The organism is Kitasatospora sp. HPM-01-4 (genome assembly GCF_051374625.1).
Taxonomy (GTDB): Bacteria; Actinomycetota; Actinomycetes; order Streptomycetales; family Streptomycetaceae; genus Kitasatospora.
In genome coordinates this window covers 8,713,076-8,735,033 of sequence record NZ_JBPQGP010000005.1, presented here as the reverse complement: position 1 = coordinate 8,735,033, position 21,958 = coordinate 8,713,076, and the positions used below count along the sequence as shown (strand labels likewise).

At 74.0% G+C, this 21,958-nt stretch carries 8 protein-coding genes; 4 read left to right on the top strand and 4 right to left on the bottom strand.

The window, feature by feature from the left end; genetic code table 11:
• The first annotated feature begins 100 nt into the window (after positions 1–100).
• Both ACSMTC_RS37610 and ACSMTC_RS37605 read left to right on the top strand, forming a co-directional pair.
• Positions 101–2,410, top strand: a complete 2,310-nt coding sequence (locus ACSMTC_RS37610; protein WP_436564245.1) for an FdhF/YdeP family oxidoreductase — start codon at positions 101–103, stop codon at positions 2,408–2,410.
• A 60-nt stretch (positions 2,411–2,470) separates the two neighbouring features.
• Positions 2,471–2,683 carry a hypothetical protein gene (locus ACSMTC_RS37605; protein ID WP_436564244.1) on the top strand — a complete coding sequence of 71 codons (213 nt, stop codon included), beginning with the start codon at positions 2,471–2,473 and terminating at the stop codon, positions 2,681–2,683.
• Between the two features lie 42 nt (positions 2,684–2,725).
• Here ACSMTC_RS37605 and ACSMTC_RS37600 read toward each other — a convergent pair whose 3' ends face one another.
• Positions 2,726–3,745, bottom strand: a complete 1,020-nt coding sequence (locus tag ACSMTC_RS37600; protein ID WP_436564243.1) for a bile acid:sodium symporter family protein — start codon at positions 3,743–3,745, stop codon at positions 2,726–2,728.
• A gap of 94 nt (positions 3,746–3,839) precedes the next feature.
• Here ACSMTC_RS37600 and ACSMTC_RS37595 point away from each other — a divergent pair, with 94 nt between their 5' ends.
• Both ACSMTC_RS37595 and ACSMTC_RS37590 read left to right on the top strand, forming a co-directional pair.
• Positions 3,840–4,733 carry a LysR substrate-binding domain-containing protein gene (locus tag ACSMTC_RS37595; protein WP_436564242.1) on the top strand — a complete coding sequence of 298 codons (894 nt, stop codon included), beginning with the start codon at positions 3,840–3,842 and terminating at the stop codon, positions 4,731–4,733.
• 93 nt (positions 4,734–4,826) lie between these two features.
• Entirely contained in the window at positions 4,827–5,372 is a 546-nt protein-coding gene (locus ACSMTC_RS37590) for a GNAT family N-acetyltransferase (protein WP_436564241.1), read from the top strand.
• Positions 5,373–5,397: 25 nt separating this feature from the next.
• Here ACSMTC_RS37590 and ACSMTC_RS37585 read toward each other — a convergent pair whose 3' ends face one another.
• The 3 genes from ACSMTC_RS37585 to ACSMTC_RS37575 are packed head-to-tail and all read right to left on the bottom strand — an operon-like array spanning position 5,398 to position 21,949.
• A complete protein-coding gene (locus ACSMTC_RS37585) occupies positions 5,398–6,921 on the bottom strand; it encodes a condensation domain-containing protein (RefSeq protein ID WP_436564240.1) in 1,524 nt (507 codons plus the stop codon).
• Positions 6,918–20,594, bottom strand: coding sequence for a MupA/Atu3671 family FMN-dependent luciferase-like monooxygenase (locus tag ACSMTC_RS37580; RefSeq protein WP_436564239.1), 13,677 nt, complete (start codon positions 20,592–20,594; stop codon positions 6,918–6,920). The genes ACSMTC_RS37585 and ACSMTC_RS37580 overlap by 4 nt, the downstream gene beginning before the upstream one ends.
• A complete protein-coding gene (locus tag ACSMTC_RS37575; RefSeq protein ID WP_436564238.1) occupies positions 20,591–21,949 on the bottom strand; it encodes an MFS transporter in 1,359 nt (452 codons plus the stop codon). The genes ACSMTC_RS37580 and ACSMTC_RS37575 overlap by 4 nt, the downstream gene beginning before the upstream one ends.
• Between the last annotated feature and the right edge of the window lie 9 nt (positions 21,950–21,958).

Genomic DNA, 21,958 nt, shown 5'->3' with positions numbered 1-21,958 from the left:
CCGGAGTAGCATCGATCAAGAACTCGGCGAGCTGTCCGCCGGTCGCCCGAGCGGTTCCCTCGGCCGCCGGCGGAGGCGACGACGCCCGTCGGAGGCGAGGATGTCCGAGAAACCCCCCGGAGCCGGGCGGCGGGACCCCGGCGGAAAGCCGCGGCCCGATCTGACGGTGAGCCCGCCGAAGAAGTCGAGCGTCGGCCTGCCCGGGATCACCGAGTCGGTGCGGTACGCGCTCGGCGAGATGGGGCCGGGACGCAGTCTGCGGACGCTGCTGAAGGTGAACCAGACCGACGGGTTCGCCTGCCCGAGCTGCGCCTGGGCCAATCCCGGACCGGAGCACCGCAAGACCGCGGAGTTCTGTGAGACCGGGGCCAAGGCCGTCGCCTGGGAGGCCACCCGCAGGCGCGTCGACGCCGCGTTCTTCGCGGCGCACGGCGTCGCCGAGCTGCGCGAGCAGGACCACCACTGGCTGGAGGCACAGGGTCGGCTCGCCGAGCCGGTCCACCTCGCCCCCGGGGCGACGCACTACGCGCCGATCTCCTGGGACGAGGCGATCGCGCTGGTCGCGGAGCGGCTCAGGTCCCTGGACGATCCCGACCGCGCGGTCTTCTACACCAGCGGACGGGCCAGCAACGAGGCGGCCTTCGTCTACCAGTTGCTGGCGCGCCGGTTCGGCACCAACAACCTGCCGGACTGCTCCAACATGTGCCATGAGTCCAGCGGCGCGGCGCTCTCCGAGACCATCGGGGTCGGCAAGGGCACGGTCACGCTGGAGGACATCACCGACCACGCCGAACTGATCTTCATCGTGGGCCAGAACCCCGGTACCTGCCACCCCCGGATGCTCACCGCCCTGGAACAGGCCAAGCGGCGCGGCGCGCGCGTCGTGGCGGTCAACCCGCTGCCGGAGGCGGGCTTCGGGCGGTTCCACAACCCGCAGACGGCGCGCGGCCTGGCCGGGCCCGGTACCCCGATCGCCGACCGCTACCTGCCGGTCCGGGTCAACGGCGACCTCGCCTTCTTCGCCGGGTTGAACCGCACCCTGCTGGAGCGCGAGGACGCCCGGCCCAGAAGCGTGCTGGACCACGAGTTCATCGCGCGCTACTGCGACGGATTCGAGGAGGCCGCGGCGGCGTGGCGCTCCCTCGACTGGGCCGAGCTGGAGCGGCTCAGCGGCCTGTCCCGGCGGCAGATCGGGGACTGCGCCTCGGAGGTGCAGAAGGCCGGGAGCGTGATCGTCTGCTGGGCGATGGGCCTGACCCAGCACCGCAACGCCGTCGCCACCATCCGCGAGATCGTCGACTTCCTGCTGCTGCGCGGCAACATCGGCCGGCCCGGCGCCGGACCGGCGCCCATCCGCGGGCACAGCAACGTCCAGGGCGACCGCACCATGGGCGTCTGGGAGAAGATGCCCGACGCGTTCCTCGACCGGCTGCGCGAGGAGTTCGGCTTCGACCCGCCGCGCGAGCACGGTCTGGACACCGTGGACTCGATCCGCGCGATGCGCGACGGCAGGGTCGACGTCTTCTTCGCCCTCGGCGGCAACTTCGCGGTGGCGACCCCCGACACCGAGGTCACCGAGGCCGCACTGGCCGACTGCGCGTTGACCGTTCATGTCGCGACCAAGCTGAACCGCTCGCACCTGTGCCACGGGCGGGAGGCGCTGATCCTGCCCTGCCTGGGCCGCACCGAGCGCGATGTCCGGGCCGCCGGCGAGCAGTTCGTCACCGTCGAGGACACCATGGCGACGGTGCACGCCTCCCGGGGACGCCTGCTGCCCGGCTCGCCGCACCTGCGCAGCGAGATCGCGATCGTCACCGCGCTCGGGCACGCGCTGTTCGGCGAGGACCTCGGCTGGCGTGCGATGGGCGAGGACTACGCGGTCATCCGCAGGCACATCGAGCATGTGGTGCCCGGCTTCCACGCCTTCGAGGAGCGGGCCGCGCAGCCCGGCGGCTTCATGCTGCCGCGCGGTCCGCACGACTCCCGCACCTTCGCCACCGCGACCGGGCGGGCCCGGTTCACCGTCAATCCGCCCACCGCGGCCGAAGTGCCCGAGGGGTACCTGCTGTTGCAGACCGTGCGCTCGCACGGCCAGTTCAACACCACCGTGTACGGCATGGACGACCGGTACCGCGGTGTCAGGGGCGGGCGACGCGTGGTCTTCGTGCACGCCGACGATCTGCGCGGCTACGGCCTGCGCGACGGCGACCTGGTCGACCTGGTCAGCGTGTACCGGGACGGCGAGCGGCGCGCGCGGAACTTCCGCGCGGTGGCCTACCCCACCCCGCGCGGCTGCGCGGCCGCGTACTACCCGGAGGCCAACGTCCTGGTGCCGCTCGACTCCACGGCCGAGGTCAGCAACACCCCGGCCACCAAGTCGGTCGTGATCCGTCTGGAGCACGCCACGTGACCTCGGGCGGGCCGGAACGGTTGACCGGGCAGTACCCACCCGTCGTCTCCGGAGGCTCCGATGCCCGCCCTCGTCCGATTCACCGCCGCCCTGCTCGGTGCCGCCGCGCTGGCGGCCGTCGCCGCCGCGAGCGCGGCCGCCGTCCCGTCCGGGCCGGCCCTGATCAGCAAGGACCAGCACGTCAGCGTTCCGGTCCTCGCCGTCACCGATGTCGGCGACCTCACCAAACTCGCCCTGCTCGGACAGGACTTCGCCGGTCTCCTCGGCCGGTAGCCGGGGCCCGGGCGGCGGCCCGGGCCCCGGTCGCGGCCACGGTCAGGCCGCCGTGCCGCGGGCCCCGGCCGCGACCGGCACCGGGGACGGCTCCGGCAGTGCCTCGGCGGACCAGCGGCGGGCGAGGACCGCGCACACCATCAGCTGCAGCTGGTGGAAGAGCATCAGCGGCAGTGCCATCAGGGCCGCCGAGCCGGGGAAGAGCACCGAGGCCATCGGCAGCCCGGCCGCCAGGCTCTTCTTGGAGCCGCAGAAGACCAGGGCGATCCGGTCCCCGCGGTCGAAGCCCAGGCGGCGGCCGACCAGCACGGTGCAGCCCAGCGCCACCGCCAGCAGGACCGCCTCGACCAGGAGCAGCGCGCCCAGCCGGGGCAGCGGCAGCTTGCTCCAGATACCGCCGACCACGCCCGCGCTGAAGGCGCTGTAGACCACCAGCAGGATCGAGCCGCGGTCCACCAGGCCGAGCACCCGGCGGTTGCGGCCCATCCAGCCGGAGATCCAGCGGCGCAGCAACTGCCCCACCAGGAAGGGCAGCAGCAGCTGCTCGACGATGCCGAGCACCGAGCCGGCCGAGATGCCGCCCTGGGTGCTGAGCAGTGCGGCGGCGAGCAGGGGCGTGAGCACGATGCCGACCAGGCTGGAGAAGGTGGCGCTGCAGACGGCGGCCGCCGCGTTGCCGCGCGCGATGGAGGTGAACGCGATCGAGGACTGGACGGTGGAGGGCAGCAGGGTGAGGAAGAGCAGTCCCTGGTAGAGCTGCGGGGAGAGCAGACCGGGGACGAGCGCCCGGCTCGCCAGCCCGAGCAGCGGGAAGAGGACGAAGGTGACGGCGAGCACGGTGCCGTGCAGGCGCCACTGCTTCAGGCCGTCTAGGGCCTCCCGGGTGGACAGCCGCGCGCCGTAGAGCAGGAAGAGCAGGGCGACCGCGCCGTCGGCGGCGTCCGACACCACCGTCGCCGCCGCGCCTGAGGCGGGGAGCAGGGCGGCGAGGGCCACGGTGCCGAGCAGGGCGGCCAGGTAGGGGTCGAAGGGCAGGCGGCGTACGACTTGGGGAAGGGGCATGGTCCCAAGCCTGGTCCCGGCCTCGGTGATTGTGAATCCCGCTCATCGCACTCACTGTCATCACACAATACGATGACCGAGCTAATCTGGTCGGGTGTTCGATCCGATCCAGCTCAGGTCCTTCCTCGCGGTCGCGCAGACCGGCGGGTTCACCCGGGCCGCACAGCGGCTGGGACTGCGCCAGTCGACGGTCAGCCAGCACATCCGGCGGCTGGAGGAGAGCGCGGGCCGGCGCCTGTTCCGGCGGGACACCCACTCCGTCGAGCTCACCGCCGAGGGCGAGGCCATGCTGGGCTTCGCCCGGTCGATCCTGGACGCCAACGAGCAGGCCTTCGCCTACTTCTCCCGCACTCCCGCCCGAGGCCGGGTGCGGTTCGGGGCGTCCGAGGACTTCGTGTACACCGAGCTGCCGCAGATCCTGCGGACCTTCCGGCGCGGCAATCCGCTGGTGGACCTGGAGCTCACGGTCGGCCTCAGCAGTTCCCTGTACGAGCAACTCGCCGACGGCAGGCTGGACCTGGTGCTCGCCAAGCGGCCCTCCGAGGGCTCGGAAGGCCGCCTGCTCTGGCGGGACCAGCTGGTCTGGACCGGGGCCGAGGACTTCAGGACCGAGCCGGGCCAGCCCGTGCCACTGATCGTCTATCCGCCGCCGAGCATCACCAGGGCCCGCGCCCTGGAGACCCTCGACCGGGCCGGGCAGCCGTGGCGGATCGCCTGCACCAGCACCAGTCTCTCCGGGGTGCGCGCCGCCGCGCTGGCCGGTCTCGGTGTGATGGCCCATGCCAGAGGCCTGATCCCGCCCGGCCTGTACGCGCTGCCGCCGCAGCCGGAGCTCCCGGACCTCGGTGAGACCGAGTTCGTCCTGACCTCGGGGCGCAGGACCGCCCGGGGGCCGGTGCGCTCGCTCGCCGAGGCACTCCTCGCGGGCGGCGACCGGCTGCAGCACGTTCCGCCCGACCGGCCGCCGCTGCGGGGCTCGCGACGGTGAGGCGGCGACGGCGAGGCGGCAACGGCGACGGCGGGCCGGTTCCGTCATCCGGGCACCTGGCGGACCCTCCTGCGCGATCAGTACGATCATGCGATGCGCGAATCCATTGAGCCTTACCTCGATGAGCCGTACTCCGTCCGCACCGAACGCCTCGACCTGCGCGCCACCACCCTCGACGACCTCGACGTCCTGTTCGCCCTGAACACCGACCCGCGCACCTGGGGCCACCAGCCCGAGGGCAGGCACACCGATCCCGCGACCACCCGGGCCTGGATCGAGCGGGCCATCACGGCCTGGGAGACCGACGGCCTCGGGTACTGGACCGTACGGCTGCGCGCCACCGGGGAGGTGGTCGGAAGCGGCGGCGCCCAGCAGCACCCGGGCGGCTACTGGAACCTGTACTACCGCCTCTTCCCGGCCCACTGGGGACACGGGTACGCCACCGAACTCGCCGGTGCCGCCCGGCGGTTCGCCGACCACACCGCCCCCGGACTTCCCTTCATCGCCTGGATCCACGCGCACAACACCGCCTCCAGGGCCCTCGCCACCCGGATCGGCCTGCACGACTACGGCCTGCGCCCCTTCCCCAAGGACGGCACCCTGGCCCACGCCTACGCCGACCGCGAGCCCGTCCTGTGAGACCGCGGACCAGGGTGACGGATCGTCAGTCCGACTCCGCCGCGCCGAGCAGATGCCCGGTCAGGATCGCGCGCAGCTCGGCCAGCCAGGCGTGCACGGTCGCGGGGTCGAAGAGACCGGCGTCGTACTCGACCTCGCCGGCGTAGCCGTCCTGGTCCGGGGTGAGCAGGATCGACAGATCGGCCCGGGCGCCGTCGCCGGGGATGTCCTCGATCTCGGCGGTGACACCGGGCAGCTCCAGGCCGGCCGGCGGGATGCTCTGGACGCCCAGGATGATCTGGGGGAACTGGGCCGGGATCACCACCCCCGCCTCCCGCAGGGGCTCCAGCAGCAGACCGAACGGGACGGCCGCGTGGTCCATCGCGTCCGCCAGGCCGTCCCGGGCCGCCGCCACCAGCGCCCCGAACCCGCCGTCGGCGCCCGGTCCGCCCAAGGTGCGGCGGTCTCGGTCCGGGAGGGCGTCCGGCCGGGTGGCGAGCCGGATCGGCAGATTGGCCGCCAGCAGCCCGACCAGCTGCTCGTGCTCGCGCCGCCCCCGGTTGGCGTGCGCGAGCATGACCAGGGCCTCCGGCGAGCCGGTGAGCCGGCCGAGCAGCTCCCCGAGCGCGGCCAGCAGCACCGCCGCCGGAGTGGCCGAGTGCCGGGTGGCGTACCGGTGAACGGCCCGCGCCAGCGGGGCTTCCAGGCGGAACTCCGCCATGCCGCCCGCCCCGGAGCGCTGCGGCGGGCGGGGCCGGTCGGTGGGCAGGGGCAGGGCGAGCGGCAGACCGGCCAGTCGCTCGGTCAGCCGCCGTGCCGCCGCCCGTACCGACTCCCGGGTGACGACCGTGCGCTCCCAGAGCGCGTGGTCGGTCATCTGGCAGTCCACGACCGGGAGTTCGGCCACGTCGTCACCGATCCGCTTCCGGTAGCAGTGGCCGAGGTCCGCCAGCACCGTCGCCAGCGCCCAGCCGTCGAGCGCGATGTGGTGCACGCTCAGCAGCAGCACCCAGTCCTCGGGCCCCGAGCGCAGCAGTTCGGCCCGCAGCAGCGGCGGCTCGGTCAGGTCGAACGAAGCGGCGGTCATCGCGGCGACGGCCGCCGCCAGGTGTCCCTCCGGTTCGGTGACCGCGGCCTCGGCCAGATCGGTGACCGGCAGCGGCACCGGCCGGGCGGGCAGCACCTGCTGGAGCAGCCCGAGCTCGGTCACGGCGAACCTGGTGCGCAGGCTGTGGTGCCGGGCCACCAGGTCGGACAGCGCCCCGGCCAGGGCGTCGGGCCGCAGCGGACCCCGCAGCGCGATCCTCAGGTTGATGTTCCACAGACTCGGGTCCACCACCCGCCCGTGGGCCAGGTGCATCCGCTGCTGGGCGATCCCGGCCGGGGCGGCGGACTCGGCCGCCCCGGCCCCGGTCAGGGTCTCCACCAGCCGTTCCCGGCAGGGCGCGAGCAGTTCGCGCAGCCGCCCGTCCACCGCCCCGGCCGGGGCCTGGTAGGACAGCCGGCCGTCCCGCCAGCTCAGCGCGATGTCACGCCGGTCGAGCTCCTCGACCAGTTCCCGCCAGCTCACAGTTCCCCCACCTCGAAGGTCTTCGCGGACTCGGCGGCGGCCTCGGGGACACCCCGCTCGGCCATCGCCCTGATGGTCGGGCGGCGGAAGAAGTCCAGCACACCGATGTGCAGTCCGGTCGCCTCCCTGACCCGGTTGAGCAGCCGGGTGGCGGCCAGCGAGTGCCCGCCGACGTCGAAGAACGAGTCCTCCACGCCCAGTCCGTCCAGGCCGAGTTCGGCCGCCCAGAGGTCGTGCATCCGCCGTTCCAGGTCGGTGGCGGGCAGGGCGACCGGGGAGTCGGCGCCGAGCGGGACGGGATCGGGCAGCGCTCGGCGGTCCAGCTTGCCGTGCACGGTCACCGGCAGCTCGGGCACCGCGGCCCAGAGCCGGGGCACCATGTGTTCCGGCAGCAACTCGGCCAGCCGGTCCCGCACTTCGGACAGCACGGCATCCTCGGCCAGCACCAGATGGGCGGCCAGCGCCGTGCCACGGGAGGTGCTGCGCGCGGTCACCGCCGCCGCCACCACTCCGACCACGGTGAGCAGCACGGTCTCGACCTCGCCGGGTTCGATCCGGTAGCCGCGGACCTTGACCTGCTCGTCGTTGCGGCCCAGGTACTCCAGCTGCCCGTCCGGCCGCCACCTGGCCAGGTCGCCGGTCCGGTAGTAGCGGCCCTCGGGGCCGTCCAGGAAGGCGGCCGCGGTCTCCTCGGGTCGCTTGAGGTAGCCGAGGCCCACCTGCGGTCCGAACACGCAGACCTCGCCGACGGCGCCCACGGGCACCCGCCGCCCGGCCCCGTCCAGCAGCGCGACCCGGGTGCCGGGGGTCGGCCGTCCGATCGGTGCCCGGTCGCCACCGTCGGCGGGGACCACCGCAGAGGTCATGCCGTGGGTCTCGGTGGGGCCGTAGTGGTTGATCAGCCGGCACTGCGGGTGGGCGGCCAGGAAGGCGCGCACCTCGGTGGTGAGCAGCAGCTGCTCGCCGCCCGCGATGATCTCCTTCAACCCGGGTGCCGGGTCCTTGGTGAGCTCGGCGGCCAGCCGGCTGAGCGGGCTGTAGGGCAGGTGCAGCCGCTCAACGCGCCGGTCCCGCAGCAGGGCGGCCAGCGCGCCGGCGTCGTACCGGGTCTCCTCCTCCAGCAGCACCAGGGTGCCGCCGGTGCCCAGGGTGGTGAGCATCTCCTGGATGCTCACGTCGAAGCCGCAGGACGCGTACTGCAGGGTGCGCATCGGCGGGTGGGCGGCCGTGTTCCAGTCGATCAGGGTGTCCAGCGCCCGCACCGGCATCAGGCAGCCCTTGGGGATGCCGGTCGAGCCGGAGGTGTACAGGCAGTACGCGGGTGCCTCCGGGTCCGGCCGGAGCACCGGGAGGCCGCTCTCGCCGCGGTCCTCGGCGTCCCCGGCTGCCGCGAGGTCCTCGACCAGGATCCTGGGTGCCTCGATGCCCAGCTGGTCGGTGGTCCGCGTGGTGATCAGCACCCGGGGGGAGCTGTCCCGGACGATCAGGCGGCAGCGTTCGGCGCCCTGCGCGAGGTCCAGCGGGGTGTAGACCGCACCGATCCGCAGTACGGCGAGCAGCGCGGCCACCTGGTCGACGCCGCGCGGCAGCAGGGTGGCGACGTGGTCGCCGGGGGTGACTCCGGCGGCGTGCAGGCGGCCGGCCAACGCCGCCGCCCTGGCGGTGAGTTCGGCGTAGCTGGTGGCATGCCCCGCGGCGTCCTCCACGGCTGTGGCGGTCGGGACGGCGGCGGCGGCCTCCGCCACCCGGTCGAGGGCGCTGCGGGTCGGCAGTGCGGCCGGACCGTGCTCCAGGGCGCCCGGGTCGCCGGCCGTCGCCAGCAACTCGGCCACCGGACGGGCCGGTTCGGCCGCGGCCGCGCCGAGCAGCAGCTCGAAGGCGTCCAGCAGCCGGTCCACGGTGGCCCGGTCGAACAGGTCGGTGGCGTACTCGACGTGGCAGCGGATGCCCTCGGGCAGGTTGGTCAGGTAGAGCGTCAGGTCCACCACCGAGCGGTCGACCACGTGGTCCAGCGGGCGCGCGGTCAGACCCGGCATGTCCAGCTCGAACAGCGCCTGGTTCTCGAACTCCACCAGCACCTGGAACAGCGGGTTGCGGCTGGTGTCCCGCTCCGGGTTGAGTTCCTGCACCAGCACCTCGAAGGGCAGCTCCTGGTGCTCGTAGGCGTCCAGCGCCACCGTGCGGACCCGGCGCAGCAGCTCCTCGAAGCCGGGTTCACCGGCCAGGTCGAGGCGCAGTGCCAGGGTGTTGACGAAGAAGCCGACCAGCTCCTCGGTGCCCTCGGGCCGGTTGGCCACCGGGGTGCCGATCACCAGCTCGTCCTGGCCGCTGAACCGGTGCAGCACACCGGCGAACGCGGTCAGCAGCACCATGAACAGCGTCACCCGCCGGGAGCGGGCCAAGTCCCTTACCGCAGCTGACAGTTCCCGGGGTAGCAACCGGACGTAGGCCTCCCCGCGCCCGCTCGGGGCGGCCGGGCGCGGCCGGTCGGCGGGCAGTTCCAGCACCGGCAGCTCGCCGCCGAGCACCTCCAGCCAGTGCGCCAGGCTCGGCTTGTGGGCGCCGGCCGCGACCTGGGCCCGCTGCTCGACCGTGTACTGGGCGTAGCTGGTGGAGAGCGGGGCGAGCGCGGCCGGACGGCCTTCGAGCTCCGCCCGGTACAGCTCGCCGAGCTCCTCGGTGATCAGCATCGCGGAGTGGGTGTCGATCACGATGTGGTGCATCGACAGCACCATGACGTGCCGTTCGGGTGCGAGTCGCAGCAGCCGGGCCCGGAACAGCGGTCCCTCGGCGAGGTCGAACTGGAACGTCCCTTCCTCGGCGACCAGTTCGCCGATCGCCGCCTCGGGATCCGCGCCGCCCGCCACGTGGTCCAGCAGTGGCCCGTCCGCGAGCGGCAGGACCAGCTGGTACGGTTCACCGTCCGCCTCCCGGAAGACCGTGCGCAGCGCCTGGTGCCGCTCCACGAGAGCGCGCAGCGCCCGGTCCAGTGCGGCGGCGTCCAGCCGTCCGGCCAGTTCGACCGCCTTGACCTCGTTGTACGTCGAACGGTCGGGCAGTATCCGGTGCAGGAACCAGAGCCGCTGCTGCGCGTACGACAGCGGGGCACGGCGCTCGCCGACGGCGCTGCGGCGCAGCTCGTCCAGGTGCGGCAGTCCCTCGCGGACCAGCGCCGGGGAGAGGCCGAAGTCGACGAAGGCGGCGATCTCGTCCGCTCCGGCCGCGCGCAGCGCGTCCAGTACCTCGCGGCTGCTCTCGGGTGTGCCGATCAGTGCCCGGGAGGCGCAGTAGCGCTCGTAGGCGCGCTCCAGCACGAACTCCAGGTCCTCCTCGGGCATGTTCTCGTAGTCCAGGGTGAGGCCGAGGCTGTTGGCGACCTGGCCGAAGAGCGAGAGCGAGGAGCGCAGGTAGTCGCAGAACGGCCGGTACGCCTGCTCGCGGGCGGTGGCCGGGTCGGCACCGAGGTAGGCGTGCACCAGCACGACCACTCGCCCGGCCTCCGGGTCCAGGCCGTGCTCGGCCCGGGTCCGACGGTAGAGCGCGATGTTCTCGGCGAGCTGCTCGACGCTCTGGGTCATCAGGTTGGTGATCACCCCGAGGTCGTGCCTGGCGGCCTCCCGGTAGCTGTCCGAGTTGCCGACGATGGCGGTGAACATCGGCGGCTGCTCCTGCAGCGGCCTCGGGTGCAGCCGGACCTCGATCTCCTCGCCGTTGCCGCTGCGCCCCCGGTACGGCTCACCGCGCCAGAGCGAGCGGATGGTGTCGATCTGCCGGTACATCAACTCCTTGTGCTCGCCGTACCGTTCCGGGAAGAACAGGAAGTCGTTGGGGTGCCAGCCGCTGGCGCAGCCGAGGCCCACCCGGCCACCGGAGAGGTTGTCCACCACCGACCACTCCTCGGCCACCCGTACGGGGTGGTGCAGCGGGAGCACGGCGCAGCCGGCGTTGAGCCGGATCCGCCCGGTCTCCCGGGCGAGCGCGGCGGCCAGCACCGAGGGGTTGGGGAAGATGCCGCCGAAGGAGTGGAAGTGCCGCTCGGGCAGCCAGACGGAGTGGAAGCCGTTCCGGTCGGCGAACCGGGCTCCCTCCAGCACGATGGCGTACTTGTCGGCGGGATCGGTGTCCAGCGGGTAGTCGCCGAAGAAGTACAGGCTGAAGTCGACCGGGCGGTCGGGGGAACCCGGCTCGGGGGTGAAGGTCTCCACGGCCGCCGGAGTGGTCCCGGCGGCGGGCCGCTGCTCCATGGGCCACTGCTCGGTGGGCCGCTGCTCAGTGGGCCGCTGCTCAGTGGACGGCGAGAGCGGTGGCAGCGGGGTGGCCGGGCGCGGGGCCGGGACGGCGATCGCCCGGCTGCCCGGGAAAAACCCGCCGCGCCGCAGGTCGCGCAGCGACTCCCGGACGGCGTCCGCGACGAACTCGATGTCACCGTCCGAGTGCGCGGTGGAGAGGAAGAAGTTGCGCCACTCCCAGACGTAGACGCCGCGCACCAGCAGGTGGTGGAAGAGCAGTTCCATGTCGGCGCGCGGCTCGAAGCGGAACAACGAGCCGAAGTGCGCCAGCCGGAGCTGTAATTCCTCCGCTTCGAAGAAACGATTCAGCGTGTCGGCCAGCTCGTCGGTCCTGGCGTTCAGCCGCTGCTGGAGACCGGGGCCCTGCTCCTTGAGGTGGCGCAGCACGGCCCGTGCCGCCACCATCGAGACCGGGTGCTGGATGTAGGTGCCGCCGAAGAAGGTGGTGTCCTTGGGCGGGTAGCCGGCGTCACCGTAGCTCCAGTAGCCGCCGTCGATGCCGTCCATGACGTCCGCGCTCCCGGCGATGGCCCCCACCGGGTAGCCGCCGCCGAGCACCTTGCCGTAGGTGGCCAGGTCCGGCTTGACGCCGTAGAAGGCCTGCGCGCCCTCGAGGTGCGGGCGGAAGCCGGTGAGCATCTCGTCGAAGACCAGCACGATCCCCCGCCGGGCGGTGAGCTCACGCAACTGGCGGACGAACTCGACCGGTTGACGGGAGGGATGGCGGCTCTGCACCGGCTCGACCAGTACCGCCGCGATCTCCCCGGAGAGCTCCTCGATCACCCGCAGGCTCTCCGGGTCGCCGTACTTCAGCACGATCAGCTCGGCGACGGCGCTGCCCGGGATGCCGATGGAGACCGGCACGGTCTCGCGGTTCGCCCCGCTGCCGACGGTACGGCCCAGGGTGTGGTCGAAGTGCCCGTGGTAGGAGCCCTCGAACATCACCACCTTGTCCCGGCCGGTGTACGCACGGGCCAGCCGGATCGCGCCGGAGTTGGCCTCGGTTCCGGAGTTGGCGAAGGCGACCCGCTCCATCCCGGTCAGCTCGGCCAGCAGCTCGGCCGCCTCGCCGGTCTCCTCGCCGCGCGGTCCGAGCCGCAGACCGCTGCCCAGGTGCTCCCGGACCGCCTCGTTGACGAACTCCGGTTCATGGCCGAACAGCAGCACACCGAAGCCCATGGTGATGTCGACGTAGGCGTTGCCGTCGATGTCCTCCAGCCGCGAGCCCCGGGCACGGCGGGCGGCGATCGGGTACAGCATCTCCTTGGTCGCCGAGCGGAAGCCGACCACCGCCCGGCTGTCGGCCAGCACCCGGCGGTGGCGCTGGGTACTGGCCTTGGACGCGGCGGTACGCGCGGTGAACCGGCCGACCAGGTCGTCCAGGTGCCTTCGCTGCTCGGCCGTCAATCCGCCACCCGCCATACCGGAGTCCCGCGCGACGGTGACCCTCGGGCCGTGCATCGGCGCTTGCGGCACGGCGGGCTGGGCCGCGGCCGGTACCGCCGCGGGCGCGACGGGAGCCGGTATCGCCGCGGGTCGGGCCGCAGCCGCTGTCGCCGCGGGTCGGGCCTGGGCCGGTGTCGCCGCGGGTTGGGCGGGAGCCGGTGCCGCGACGGTCTTCGACGGCGGTGCGGCCTGGGTCAGGCTCTGCGCGACCGGGTGCGCGGGCTGGGCGACCGGTGTCCCCGCGGGTGCTCCGGCCAGCAGCGAGAGCTGGTTGTTCATCAGCACGGAGAACTGCCCGATCAGGTCGAGCTGTCGTCCGACCACGGCGGCCGCGTCCCCACCGGGTGCCGCACCGGCCGGCGCCACCGCCGGCAGCGGCGCGAGCGGTACGGCGGGAGCGGCCGCGACGGGGGCGGGCTGCTCGGGCGCGACGGCGGCGACGGGGGCGGCTGGGGCGGCGAGCACGACGGGGGCGGCGAGTGCGACGGGCGCGGCAGGGGCGGCAGGCGCGGCAGGGGCGGCAGGGGCGGCAGGGGCGGCAGGCGCGACGGGCGCGGGCCGGTCCGCCGTCGGCACCTCGGTCGCCGCCCGTACCGGCGCCGCCTCGAGCGCCTCCGCCGCCGGGGCGGCCGGGACCGGGACACCGGCTGCCAGGGCCGGACCCGCGGCGGGGGCGACGGCGGGGACCGGCACCGGGGCAGGAGCCGGAACCAGCGCGGCCGCGGCCTCCGGGCTCATCCGGCCCGAGATCAGCTCGGCCAGCCGACCGGGGGTGTCGGCGTCCTCGAACATCTCACGCATCGACACCCGGACCCGGAAGGCCCGTTCCAGGTCCCGGATCATGTTGATCATCGACAGGGAGTCCGCGCCGAGGTCGAAGAAGGCGTCGTCCTCGCCCACCGAGCCCTCGGGCATGCCCAGTTGGCGGGCGGTCTGCTCCACCACCCGGGCCAGCACGATCCGGGCGGCGGACTCGGCAGCCGTGGCGTCCGGCTCCGGCGCGGCGGACCCGACGGCCGGAGCGCTCGGTTCCATGGGCACCGGAGCGGCCTCCGGAACCGGCGCCGCCTCGGGCGCGTTCGTGGCGGAATCCGCGGGCAGGCGGGTCTCGGGCAGGTCGCTCATGACGGGTTCCTTCTCGGTCGGCCGGCCGCTCGCGGTGAACCAGTGGTGCGTGCGTTGGAAGGGCTGGGTGGGCAGCGGTACCCGGCGGGCCGGTCCGCCCGGCCATGCCTGGGCCCGGGCGAGTGAGGCCCAGTCGACCGGTGCGCCGTGCGCCCACAGCCGGGCGGCGGCCGAGGCGAGCAGCTGCTCGGGCCCGGCTCCGCGCCGGCCGCTGGGGACGAACACGGCGTCGGGCAGCTCGCGCCGGCCGAGACCGGTCAGGGTGTGGTGCGGACCGACCTCCAGGAACAGCCGGTGGCCGAGGTCGGCGAGCCGTTGCAGGACCAGGTCGAAACGGGCGGTCCGCCGGGTCTGCCGGACGAAGTGCTCGGCGTCCAAGACCGTACCGGCGGGCAGCACGGCCCCGCCGAGGTTGGTGACCAGCGGCACCCGCAGCGGCCCGAAGCGGACCCGGGCCAGCTGGGCGCGGAAGCCGTCCAGGACCGGGTCGAGCAGCCTGGAGTGGAAGGCGCGGGTCGCCGCCAGCCGGTCGGTGCGCAGCCCGTACCCGCCCAGCACCCGCTCGGCCTGGGCCACCTCCTCCGGTGTCCCGGCCAGTACGCACTGTCCCGCGCCGTTCACCACGGCGACCTCGACAGCGCCCAACTCCTCTGTCAGGTCCGACAGTTGCCCGATGCCCGTCTGGACGGCGGTGAGCGCTCCCACGGCCGTGCCGCGCTGCATCAGCCGTCCGCGCACCGAGGCCAGGAAGAGCCCGTCCGCGAGGTCGATCGCACCGGCCGCGTGGCAGGCCGCGTACTCCCCCGCGCTGTGGCCGGCCACCGCCGCGGGGGTGACACCGAGTTCGGCCCAGAGCCGGGTGTAGGCGGCCTGCACGGCGAACAGCGCGGGCTGTGCCGCCTCCGTGGTCCACTCCTCGTCCGGCCCCTCCAGGAGCAGCGGCAGCAGCGGCTCGCCCCAGGTGTCCCGGTACAGCCGGTCGCTGGTGTCGAGCACCTCGCGGAAGGCCGGGAAACGCCGGTACAGCGCGCCGGCCATTCCCCGGTACTGGGCTCCCTGACCGGTGAACAGCAGCACCGGCCGGGCCGCCGTCCGCCCCGCTTGATGGCTCAGGTGGGCCGGTCCGGCCTCCTTGCCGGCCAGGAACTCGTCCAGTACGTCGGCCAGTTGACCGGTTCCGGTGCCGGTCACGGCAAGCCGTCGGCGCAGCGGCCGGCGGCCCGCGCCGAGGGTGAGCAGCAGGTCCGCGGGGCGCAGGTCCGGCTCGGCGCGCAGCCGGTCCCGCACGGCCGTGGCCAGCTGCGCCAGCCCCTCCTCCGTCCGGGCGGAGAGCGGCAGTACGGTCACCGGTTCGCCCGCTTCTCCGCCGGAGGCGGGGGCGGGCGCCGGCGGTTCCTCCAGGACCAGGTGGGCGTTGGTGCCGCCGACGCCGAGCGCGCTGACCCCGGCCCGGCGCGGGGTGGAGCCCTCGGGCCAGTCGGCGGCCTCGCGCGGCAGGCGGAACGGGCTGCCGTCGAGGCCGAGCGCGGGGCTCGGCCTTGTGTGGTTGGCCAGTGGCGGGATCCTCCGGTTGCGCAGTACCAGTGCGGCCTTGATCAGACCGGCCATACCGGCGGCGGTGTCGAGGTGACCGATGTTGGGCTTGACCGAGCCGAGCGCGCAGAAGCCCTCCGCGTCGGTATGGGCCCGGAACGCCTGGGTGAGCGCCTGGACCTCGATCGGGTCGCCGAGCGGGGTGCCGGTGCCGTGCGCCTCGATGTAGCCGATGCTCTCGGCCGGGACCCCGGCGACGTCCAGGGCCCGGCCGACCACCGCGGCCTGGCCGAGGACGCTCGGCGCGGTGTAACCGACCTTTCCGGCACCGTCGTTGTTCACCGCCGAGCCGAGGATGACGGCGTGCACGGTGTCGCCGTCGGCGAGCGCCCGGTCGAGCCGCTTGAGCAGCACGGCGGCGACGCCGTTGCCGCCGACCGTGCCGTCGGCGCGTTCGTCGAAGGCCCGGCAGACGCCGTCCCTGGAGAGGATGGACCCCTCCTGGTAGCGGTACCCGGCGGCCTGCGGAACGTGGAGCGCGGCGGCCCCCGCCAGCGCCAGGTCCGAGTCCCCGGCGAGCAGTGACTGGACGGCCAGGTGGACCGCGACCAGCGAGGTGGAGCAGGCGGTCTGCACCCCGATCGCCGGACCGGTCAGGCCCAGCCGGTAGGAGACCCGGGTGGCCGAGAAGTCCGCCTGGTTGCCGATCGCGATCTGCAGCGCCGCCACCGGCTCGGCCGGATCGGCGACCTCGCCCAGCGCACTGCGGTAGTAGTCGCGCAGCGCGTACAGCGTCATGCCGGTACCGGCGAAGACGCCGACCCTGGTCCCCTCGGGAGTGCTGCCGTAGCCGCCGTCCTCCAGGGCCTGGTGGCACAGTTCGAGCAGCAGCCGCTGCTGCGGGTCCATCAGGGCCGCCTCGGCCGCGCTGATGCCGAAGAGCTCGTTGTCGAAGGCCGCGATGTCGGGGAGCGCCCCGGTGACCGGGACGAAGTCCGGGTGGGTGTACTCGGCCTCGGGGATCCCGGCGGCGGCGAGCTGGTCGGCGGTGAACCTGGTGGTGCTGGTGACGCCGTCGACGATGTTGCGCCAGTACTCCTCGGGTGTGGCGGCGCCCGGGAAGCGCAGTGCCATGCCGATGATCGCCACCCGCCGGTCCGGCGCGGCGTCGCCGCCCGGCTCCTGCCGGCGCGGGCCCTGCCCGGTGGCGGTTCCGGTCGCTGCTGCGCCGAGGTGGGCCACCAGGGCGTCCACCGTGGGGTGCTGGAAGAGCGCGGTCGGCGGCAGCGCGGTCGCCAGCCGGTCGCCGAGCGCGGCGTGCACTCGCATCAACTGGATCGAGCCGAGCCCGAGTTCATGGTACGGACGGGACGGGTCGACCGGCTCGCCGAGCACCCTCTCGAAGGCCTCCAGAACGCTCGCGCGCAGCGCGGCGGCATCCGCGCCGGGACCGGGCCCGACAGCCGGGGCGGCATCCGCGCCGGTGCCGGGCCCGGCCGCCACGCCGGCTTCCGCACCGGCTCCCGCAGCGGCCGGCCGCGGCTCCGCCGCACGCGGATCGTCCGCCGCACGCGGATCGTCCGCCGCACGCGCTTCGTCCGCCGCGAGCAGGCCCGGTCGGCCGGCGAGCAGCAGTCGGCGGGCGGCGGGACGGCGCGGGTCGGGGCCGGCGAAGTACAGCCCCGGCCCCCGGGCGAGCAGCAGCGGGGTGAGCCGGCGCCCCTCGGCGGCGGTCAGCACCGCGATGCCCCGGTCGGCGGCCTGCTCGGCGAGCGAGGCCTCGCGGTTCATCCCCACCCTGTTCCACAGCCCCCAGGCGATGACGTAGCCGGGGATGGACTCCGCTCGCCACAGCCGGGTGAGCTCGTCCTCCAGATAGCGGTTGGCCGCAGCGTACGAAGCGGACCCGACGGCCGCCTGGATGCCGATCATCGAGGAGAAGCCGATCAGGTGGGCACCGGGCCGTCGCCTGACCAGTTCGGCCACCGCCCGGGTGCCGTCCGTCTTGGCGCGCAGTGCCTCGCGCCAGGCTTCCGGTGTCAGGTGCTCCAGCAGTTCGACCCGGTAGCTGCCGGCCAGGTGCAGTACGCCGTCCAGCGAGCCGCCCCATGCCTGTTCCGCCTCGGCGACCGCGCGGGCGAGTGCCGCGCCGTCCGCCACGTCGGCCACCGCGTAGCGGACCTCGCCGCCGTGCCGGGCCAGGCGGGCCAGTGCACCGCGCCGCCGTTCGGCCTCGGGTCCCGGGGCGTCCGGGTCGGTACGGCCGACCACCAGCAGGCGGATGCCGTAGCGGCGCAGCAGTTCGGGCAGGATCTCCTCGGCGACCCCGCCGAGGCCGGTGACCAGGTAGCGGGCGCCCGGGGTGAACAGCGAGGCGGGCGGCCCGGAGGGCTCCGGTGCGATCGGCCCGAGCCGGGGCACCCATGGCCGTCCGGCCCGCCAGGCCACCTCGGGCTCCGGGTGCGGCTCGGCCAGCAGCCGGGTGAGCGCGTCCGCACCGCCCGCGGAGTCATCGTCGGGCAGGTCGATATGGCGTACCGTCATGTCCGGCCACTCGCTGCGCGCCCCGGCGGCCAGTGCTGCCGTCAAGGCCCCTGCGGGACGCGGCACTTCGCCGTCCGCGACCGCGTGCAGACCGGAGCTGACCGTGACCAGCTCCACCGTGCCCGCGGCAGAGCCGTGGTGGGCGGTGAGCGCGCGCAGGCAGGCCAGCAGCGCCTCTCCGCACAGGGCGGTGTCCGCCTCGGGGCCGTGGCTCCACAGGTAGACGATGCGGTCCGGCCGTGTCCCGTCCGCCGCCAGGGCCTCGAAGAGCGCCTTCCAGTCCTGCTCCCGTACCGGGTCGAGGGCGTAGCCACCGTCGGCGCGGCGCTCGAACTCCGCCGCTCGGCCGACCTGTCGCGCGGCGTGGTGCAGTGCCGGTGAGGTGGCCAGCGCGTCGGAGAGGGTGCCCGGGCCGGTGGGGCCGAGCAGCAGGGTGGTACCCGGCAGCGGCCCGGCGGGGGCGGGCACGGGCCTGGGATCCCAGTGCAGCCGGCGCACGGTGTCGGGCAGCGTACGGGCGTTGCCCTCGGCGAGATCGAGCCGGACCACCGTGTCGTCGAAGTCCCCGGCCAGCAGGCGGTCCCGGATCGCGGTGCGCTGGATCTTCCCGCTGGTGGTCCGGGGGAAGTCGGCCGCCGGCACGGGCAGCACGTGCACCGCCGGCTGGAAGCGCTCGGCCAGTACCGTCCGCACCCTGCTCACGGTGGCGAGCAGTCGGTCCGGAGCCGCCTCCTGGTCGTCCGGGACGAAGAAGACCACCAGCTGCTCACTGCCGGTCTCGGCGTCCGGCACCCCGCATGCGGCGACATGGCCGGAGCGGACCTCGGGCAGCGCCGAGACGGCGTCCTCGATCTCATGGCAGAAGTAGTGGACGCTGTTGATGATGATGATCTCTTTACGGCGTCCGGTCAGCACGACCTCGCCGTCGGTCAGATAGGCGAGGTCTCCGGTGTCGAACCAGCCGTCGCCGACGAAGGCCTCGGCGTTCGCGGCCGGGTTGTCGAGGTAACCCGGGGTCACCCGGCCGGAGTTGATCTGGAGCCGGCCGATCCGCCGCTCGGGCAGCGCGCCGCCCTGGTCGTCCGCGATCCGGACCCGGGTGCCCGCGGCCGGACGGCCCATGCTCAGGAACGGGGTCGCCTGGTCCTCCTCGTCGGGCCCGAGCGGCTCCAGCTCCCCGTTCAGCGAGGAGGTCCGCACCCGTTGCACCGTGCCGGGCTCGCCGTACCGCTTGTACGTGATCACCGTGCAGGTCTCGGCCATGCCCCAGCCGAGCAGCACCGTGTCGGGCGTGATCCCGAACGGCGCCGTGGCATCCAGGAAGTCCTGCACCACGGCCCGGGTGCACTGCTCCCCCGCGTTGATCAGGGTCTTGACCGAGGAGAGGTCCCAGCTGCGGCCGGGCGCCGCGCGGACCGCCTCGGCGACCAGCCGGTAGCCGAAGTTGGGCGACCAGGAGTGCGCGGCACGGTACTTCTCCAGGGTGTCGAGCCAGCGCAGCGGGTCGGCGATCACCAGCTCGGTCGGGAGGTGCACCTGGTCGGCGGCCACGGCCACATCACAGAGGTGGAACATCAGCAGGCCGGCCACATGGTCCAGCGGCAGCCAGTTGACCGTCGTGTCACCCGGTGCGATCCGTTCCTCAAAACGTGCCCCGGCGACGTACTCCATGATGCCGCGGTGGGTGATCTGGATGACCTTGGAGCGGCCGGTGCTGCCGGAGGAGAGCTGGAGCATCGCGACGTCGTCCGGCCGCACCGCCGGCAGGTCGGCCTCCGGGAGGCCGGGGGCGCTGCCGGGCGCCGCGTCCACCGGGATCACCCTCAGTCCCGCCACCGGATAGTGCTGTGGCAGGGCCCGCAGGCCCTCGACGGCCGGGCCGCAGGACAGCACCGGCGGGTGGTCCAGGCTCTCCCAGGCGTGGCAGAGCTTGTCCAGCACCGGGTTGGGGCCCTGGTAGCCGGGCGGGCGGGCCACCGTCACCGGCAGGATCCCGCCGATCAGGCAGGCCCACAGTGCCGGGAAGTAGTGCTCCAGATCCGGGACTTGGAGCAGTGCCCGGTCGCCGGGGCGCAGCCCTTCGGCGGTGAGCAGGTCGAGCACCCGGCGGGAGCGGGCAAGCAGCTCCGGGTAGCGCAGCAGCAGGGTGTCGCCGTCCGGCCTGACCAGGTGGAGCCCCCGGTCGGGCTGGGTTTCGGCGGCCCGTAACAGTGCCTCGGTGAGGGTGGCGGGACCGGCGGCCGCCGGCAAGGGTATGCCTGCCGCGATCGCGGGCGACCGCCTCGGGCCGGCGTCCTCGGTGCCCGGGTGGCCCCCGGCGTCCTCGGCGGCCGCCGTCCCGTCGGCGGCCCGGCCGGGCGTCCCGGCGGCCGAGGCTCCGGTGCCCACGGGCCGCCAGGCGGGGTCCAGCCGGCGGATGTGCACCCGGCCGGCCGGTTCGGCGGCAGGGGTGGCGGCGGCCAGCGCGGCGGCGTCCGGTGTGCCGTCGGCCGCACGCGGTATGCCGTCCACCAGGACCGTCCGGGTGGCCGGGTCGTGGTCCAGCAGCTGGGCCGCGGCGAGGCGTTGGAGCCGATCCAGGTCCCCGGCGACGGCCGGGACCAGGTAGGCGACCAGGACGGACCCGCCCTCGGGGGTGGGTTCGGTCAGCAGCGCGCAGTCGGCGACATCCGCGCGGCGCAGCAGTACGGCCTCCAGCAGGCGGAGCCGGTGCCCAGGGGTTTCGGTCGTGCTCATCGTCGGTTCTCCGGAGTCGTCGCGGTCACGGATCCGGTCGCGTTCCCGGATCCGGTCGTGCTCTCGGTAGCGCTCAACGGCCCGGTGGGGCCGGGCACTTCGGTGGTACGGCGGTGACGGTGGGCGAGGCGGGCGGTCAGCAGCAGGAACCCGAGCGCCAGCAGGATCGGGACCGAGTGCGAGACCGCGACCACGGTGAAGGGTGCGAAGAGCTCCAGCAGCGGCGCGCTGAGCAGCATGCCGACACCCATGCCGAGGCTCTCCGCGGTGGCCACCAGTCCGAAGGCCTGGCCGCGCCGTTCGTCCTCGACGGCCTGGATCCGGGAGGTGTAGGAGATCTCGGTGAAGCCGTCGGCCAGGCCCGCGCCCACCGCGACGGCCAGCAGCACCGGAAGCGGCAGCGGGGTGAAGGCCAGGATGAAGCAGGTGGACATCAGGATGGTGCCGATCGCGAACGCCCGCTCCCCCGGCTCCCGGCCGCGCCGCAGCAGCAGCCGGGTCACCAACTGGTGCGCGCCCAGGCTGCCGACCGCCCAGAACGCCCAGAACAGGCCCACCATCGCGGCGGGGTTCCCGGGGTCGCGGATCGACGCGTACACCGGCATGCCGACGTTGTGCGCCGCCGATCCGAAGGCGTCCACCAGCCGGATCGCGACCATCGCGCCGATCACCGGCAGGGCCCGCAGCAGCAGATAGCCGGCCCGCCAGGAGGACTCCTCGGGCCCGCGGGGGTCGTCGGCGGCCCCGGCCTCCTCGGCGGGGCGCCGCTCGGCCCGGGTGCGCAGCGGCAGCCAGGCCATCACCGCGCCGAACACCAGGAAGCTGGCCGCGTCGACCAGCAGCGCCGCCCGGAACCCGGCCCAGGCGACCACCACGCCCGCCGAGGCGAAGCCCAGCACCATCGCGGTCGAACGCCCGGTCACCATCAGGCCGTTGGCCCGCACCCGGTGCTCCTCACCGACCATCTCCGGGATGCTGCTGCGCAGCGCGACGGCCGAGAAGGACCCGGCGGCACCGAACAGCGCTGCCAGCCCCCACAGCACGGTGATCCGTAGCTGACCGGGCGTCAGGGTGAGTGCGACGAGCCCGGCCGCCTGGCTCAGCGCGCAGCCGATCATGACCTTCCGCCGGTCGAACCGGGTGGTGAGCCGGCCCGCCAGCAGTCCGGCCACGAACCCTCCGGCCAGCCGCAGCACCAGGTAGCCGGCGGTGCCCAGCGCGTTTCCGGCCGCCTGGTAGGCGAAGAGGCTGAGCGCCACCATGTTGAGCTGGCTGCCGTAGGAGGAGGCCGCATCCCCTGCGATCAGCCACAAGAACGGTCTGGGCAGACGTGTGCCGACGGCCGCTTCGGACATGGCTGTTCC

What these genes read in the sequence shown, in the direction of transcription:
- ACSMTC_RS37580 (WP_436564239.1), bottom strand. Translation starts at nt 20,594, where the DNA reads ATGAGCACGACCGAAACCCCTGGGCACCGGCTCCGCCTGCTGGAGGCC.
- ACSMTC_RS37605 (WP_436564244.1), top strand. Translation starts at nt 2,471, where the DNA reads ATGCCCGCCCTCGTCCGATTCACCGCCGCCCTGCTCGGTGCCGCCGCG.
- ACSMTC_RS37590 (WP_436564241.1), top strand. Translation starts at nt 4,827, where the DNA reads ATGCGCGAATCCATTGAGCCTTACCTCGATGAGCCGTACTCCGTCCGC.
- ACSMTC_RS37575 (WP_436564238.1), bottom strand. Translation starts at nt 21,949, where the DNA reads ATGTCCGAAGCGGCCGTCGGCACACGTCTGCCCAGACCGTTCTTGTGG.
- ACSMTC_RS37610 (WP_436564245.1), top strand. Translation starts at nt 101, where the DNA reads ATGTCCGAGAAACCCCCCGGAGCCGGGCGGCGGGACCCCGGCGGAAAG.
- ACSMTC_RS37600 (WP_436564243.1), bottom strand. Translation starts at nt 3,745, where the DNA reads ATGCCCCTTCCCCAAGTCGTACGCCGCCTGCCCTTCGACCCCTACCTG.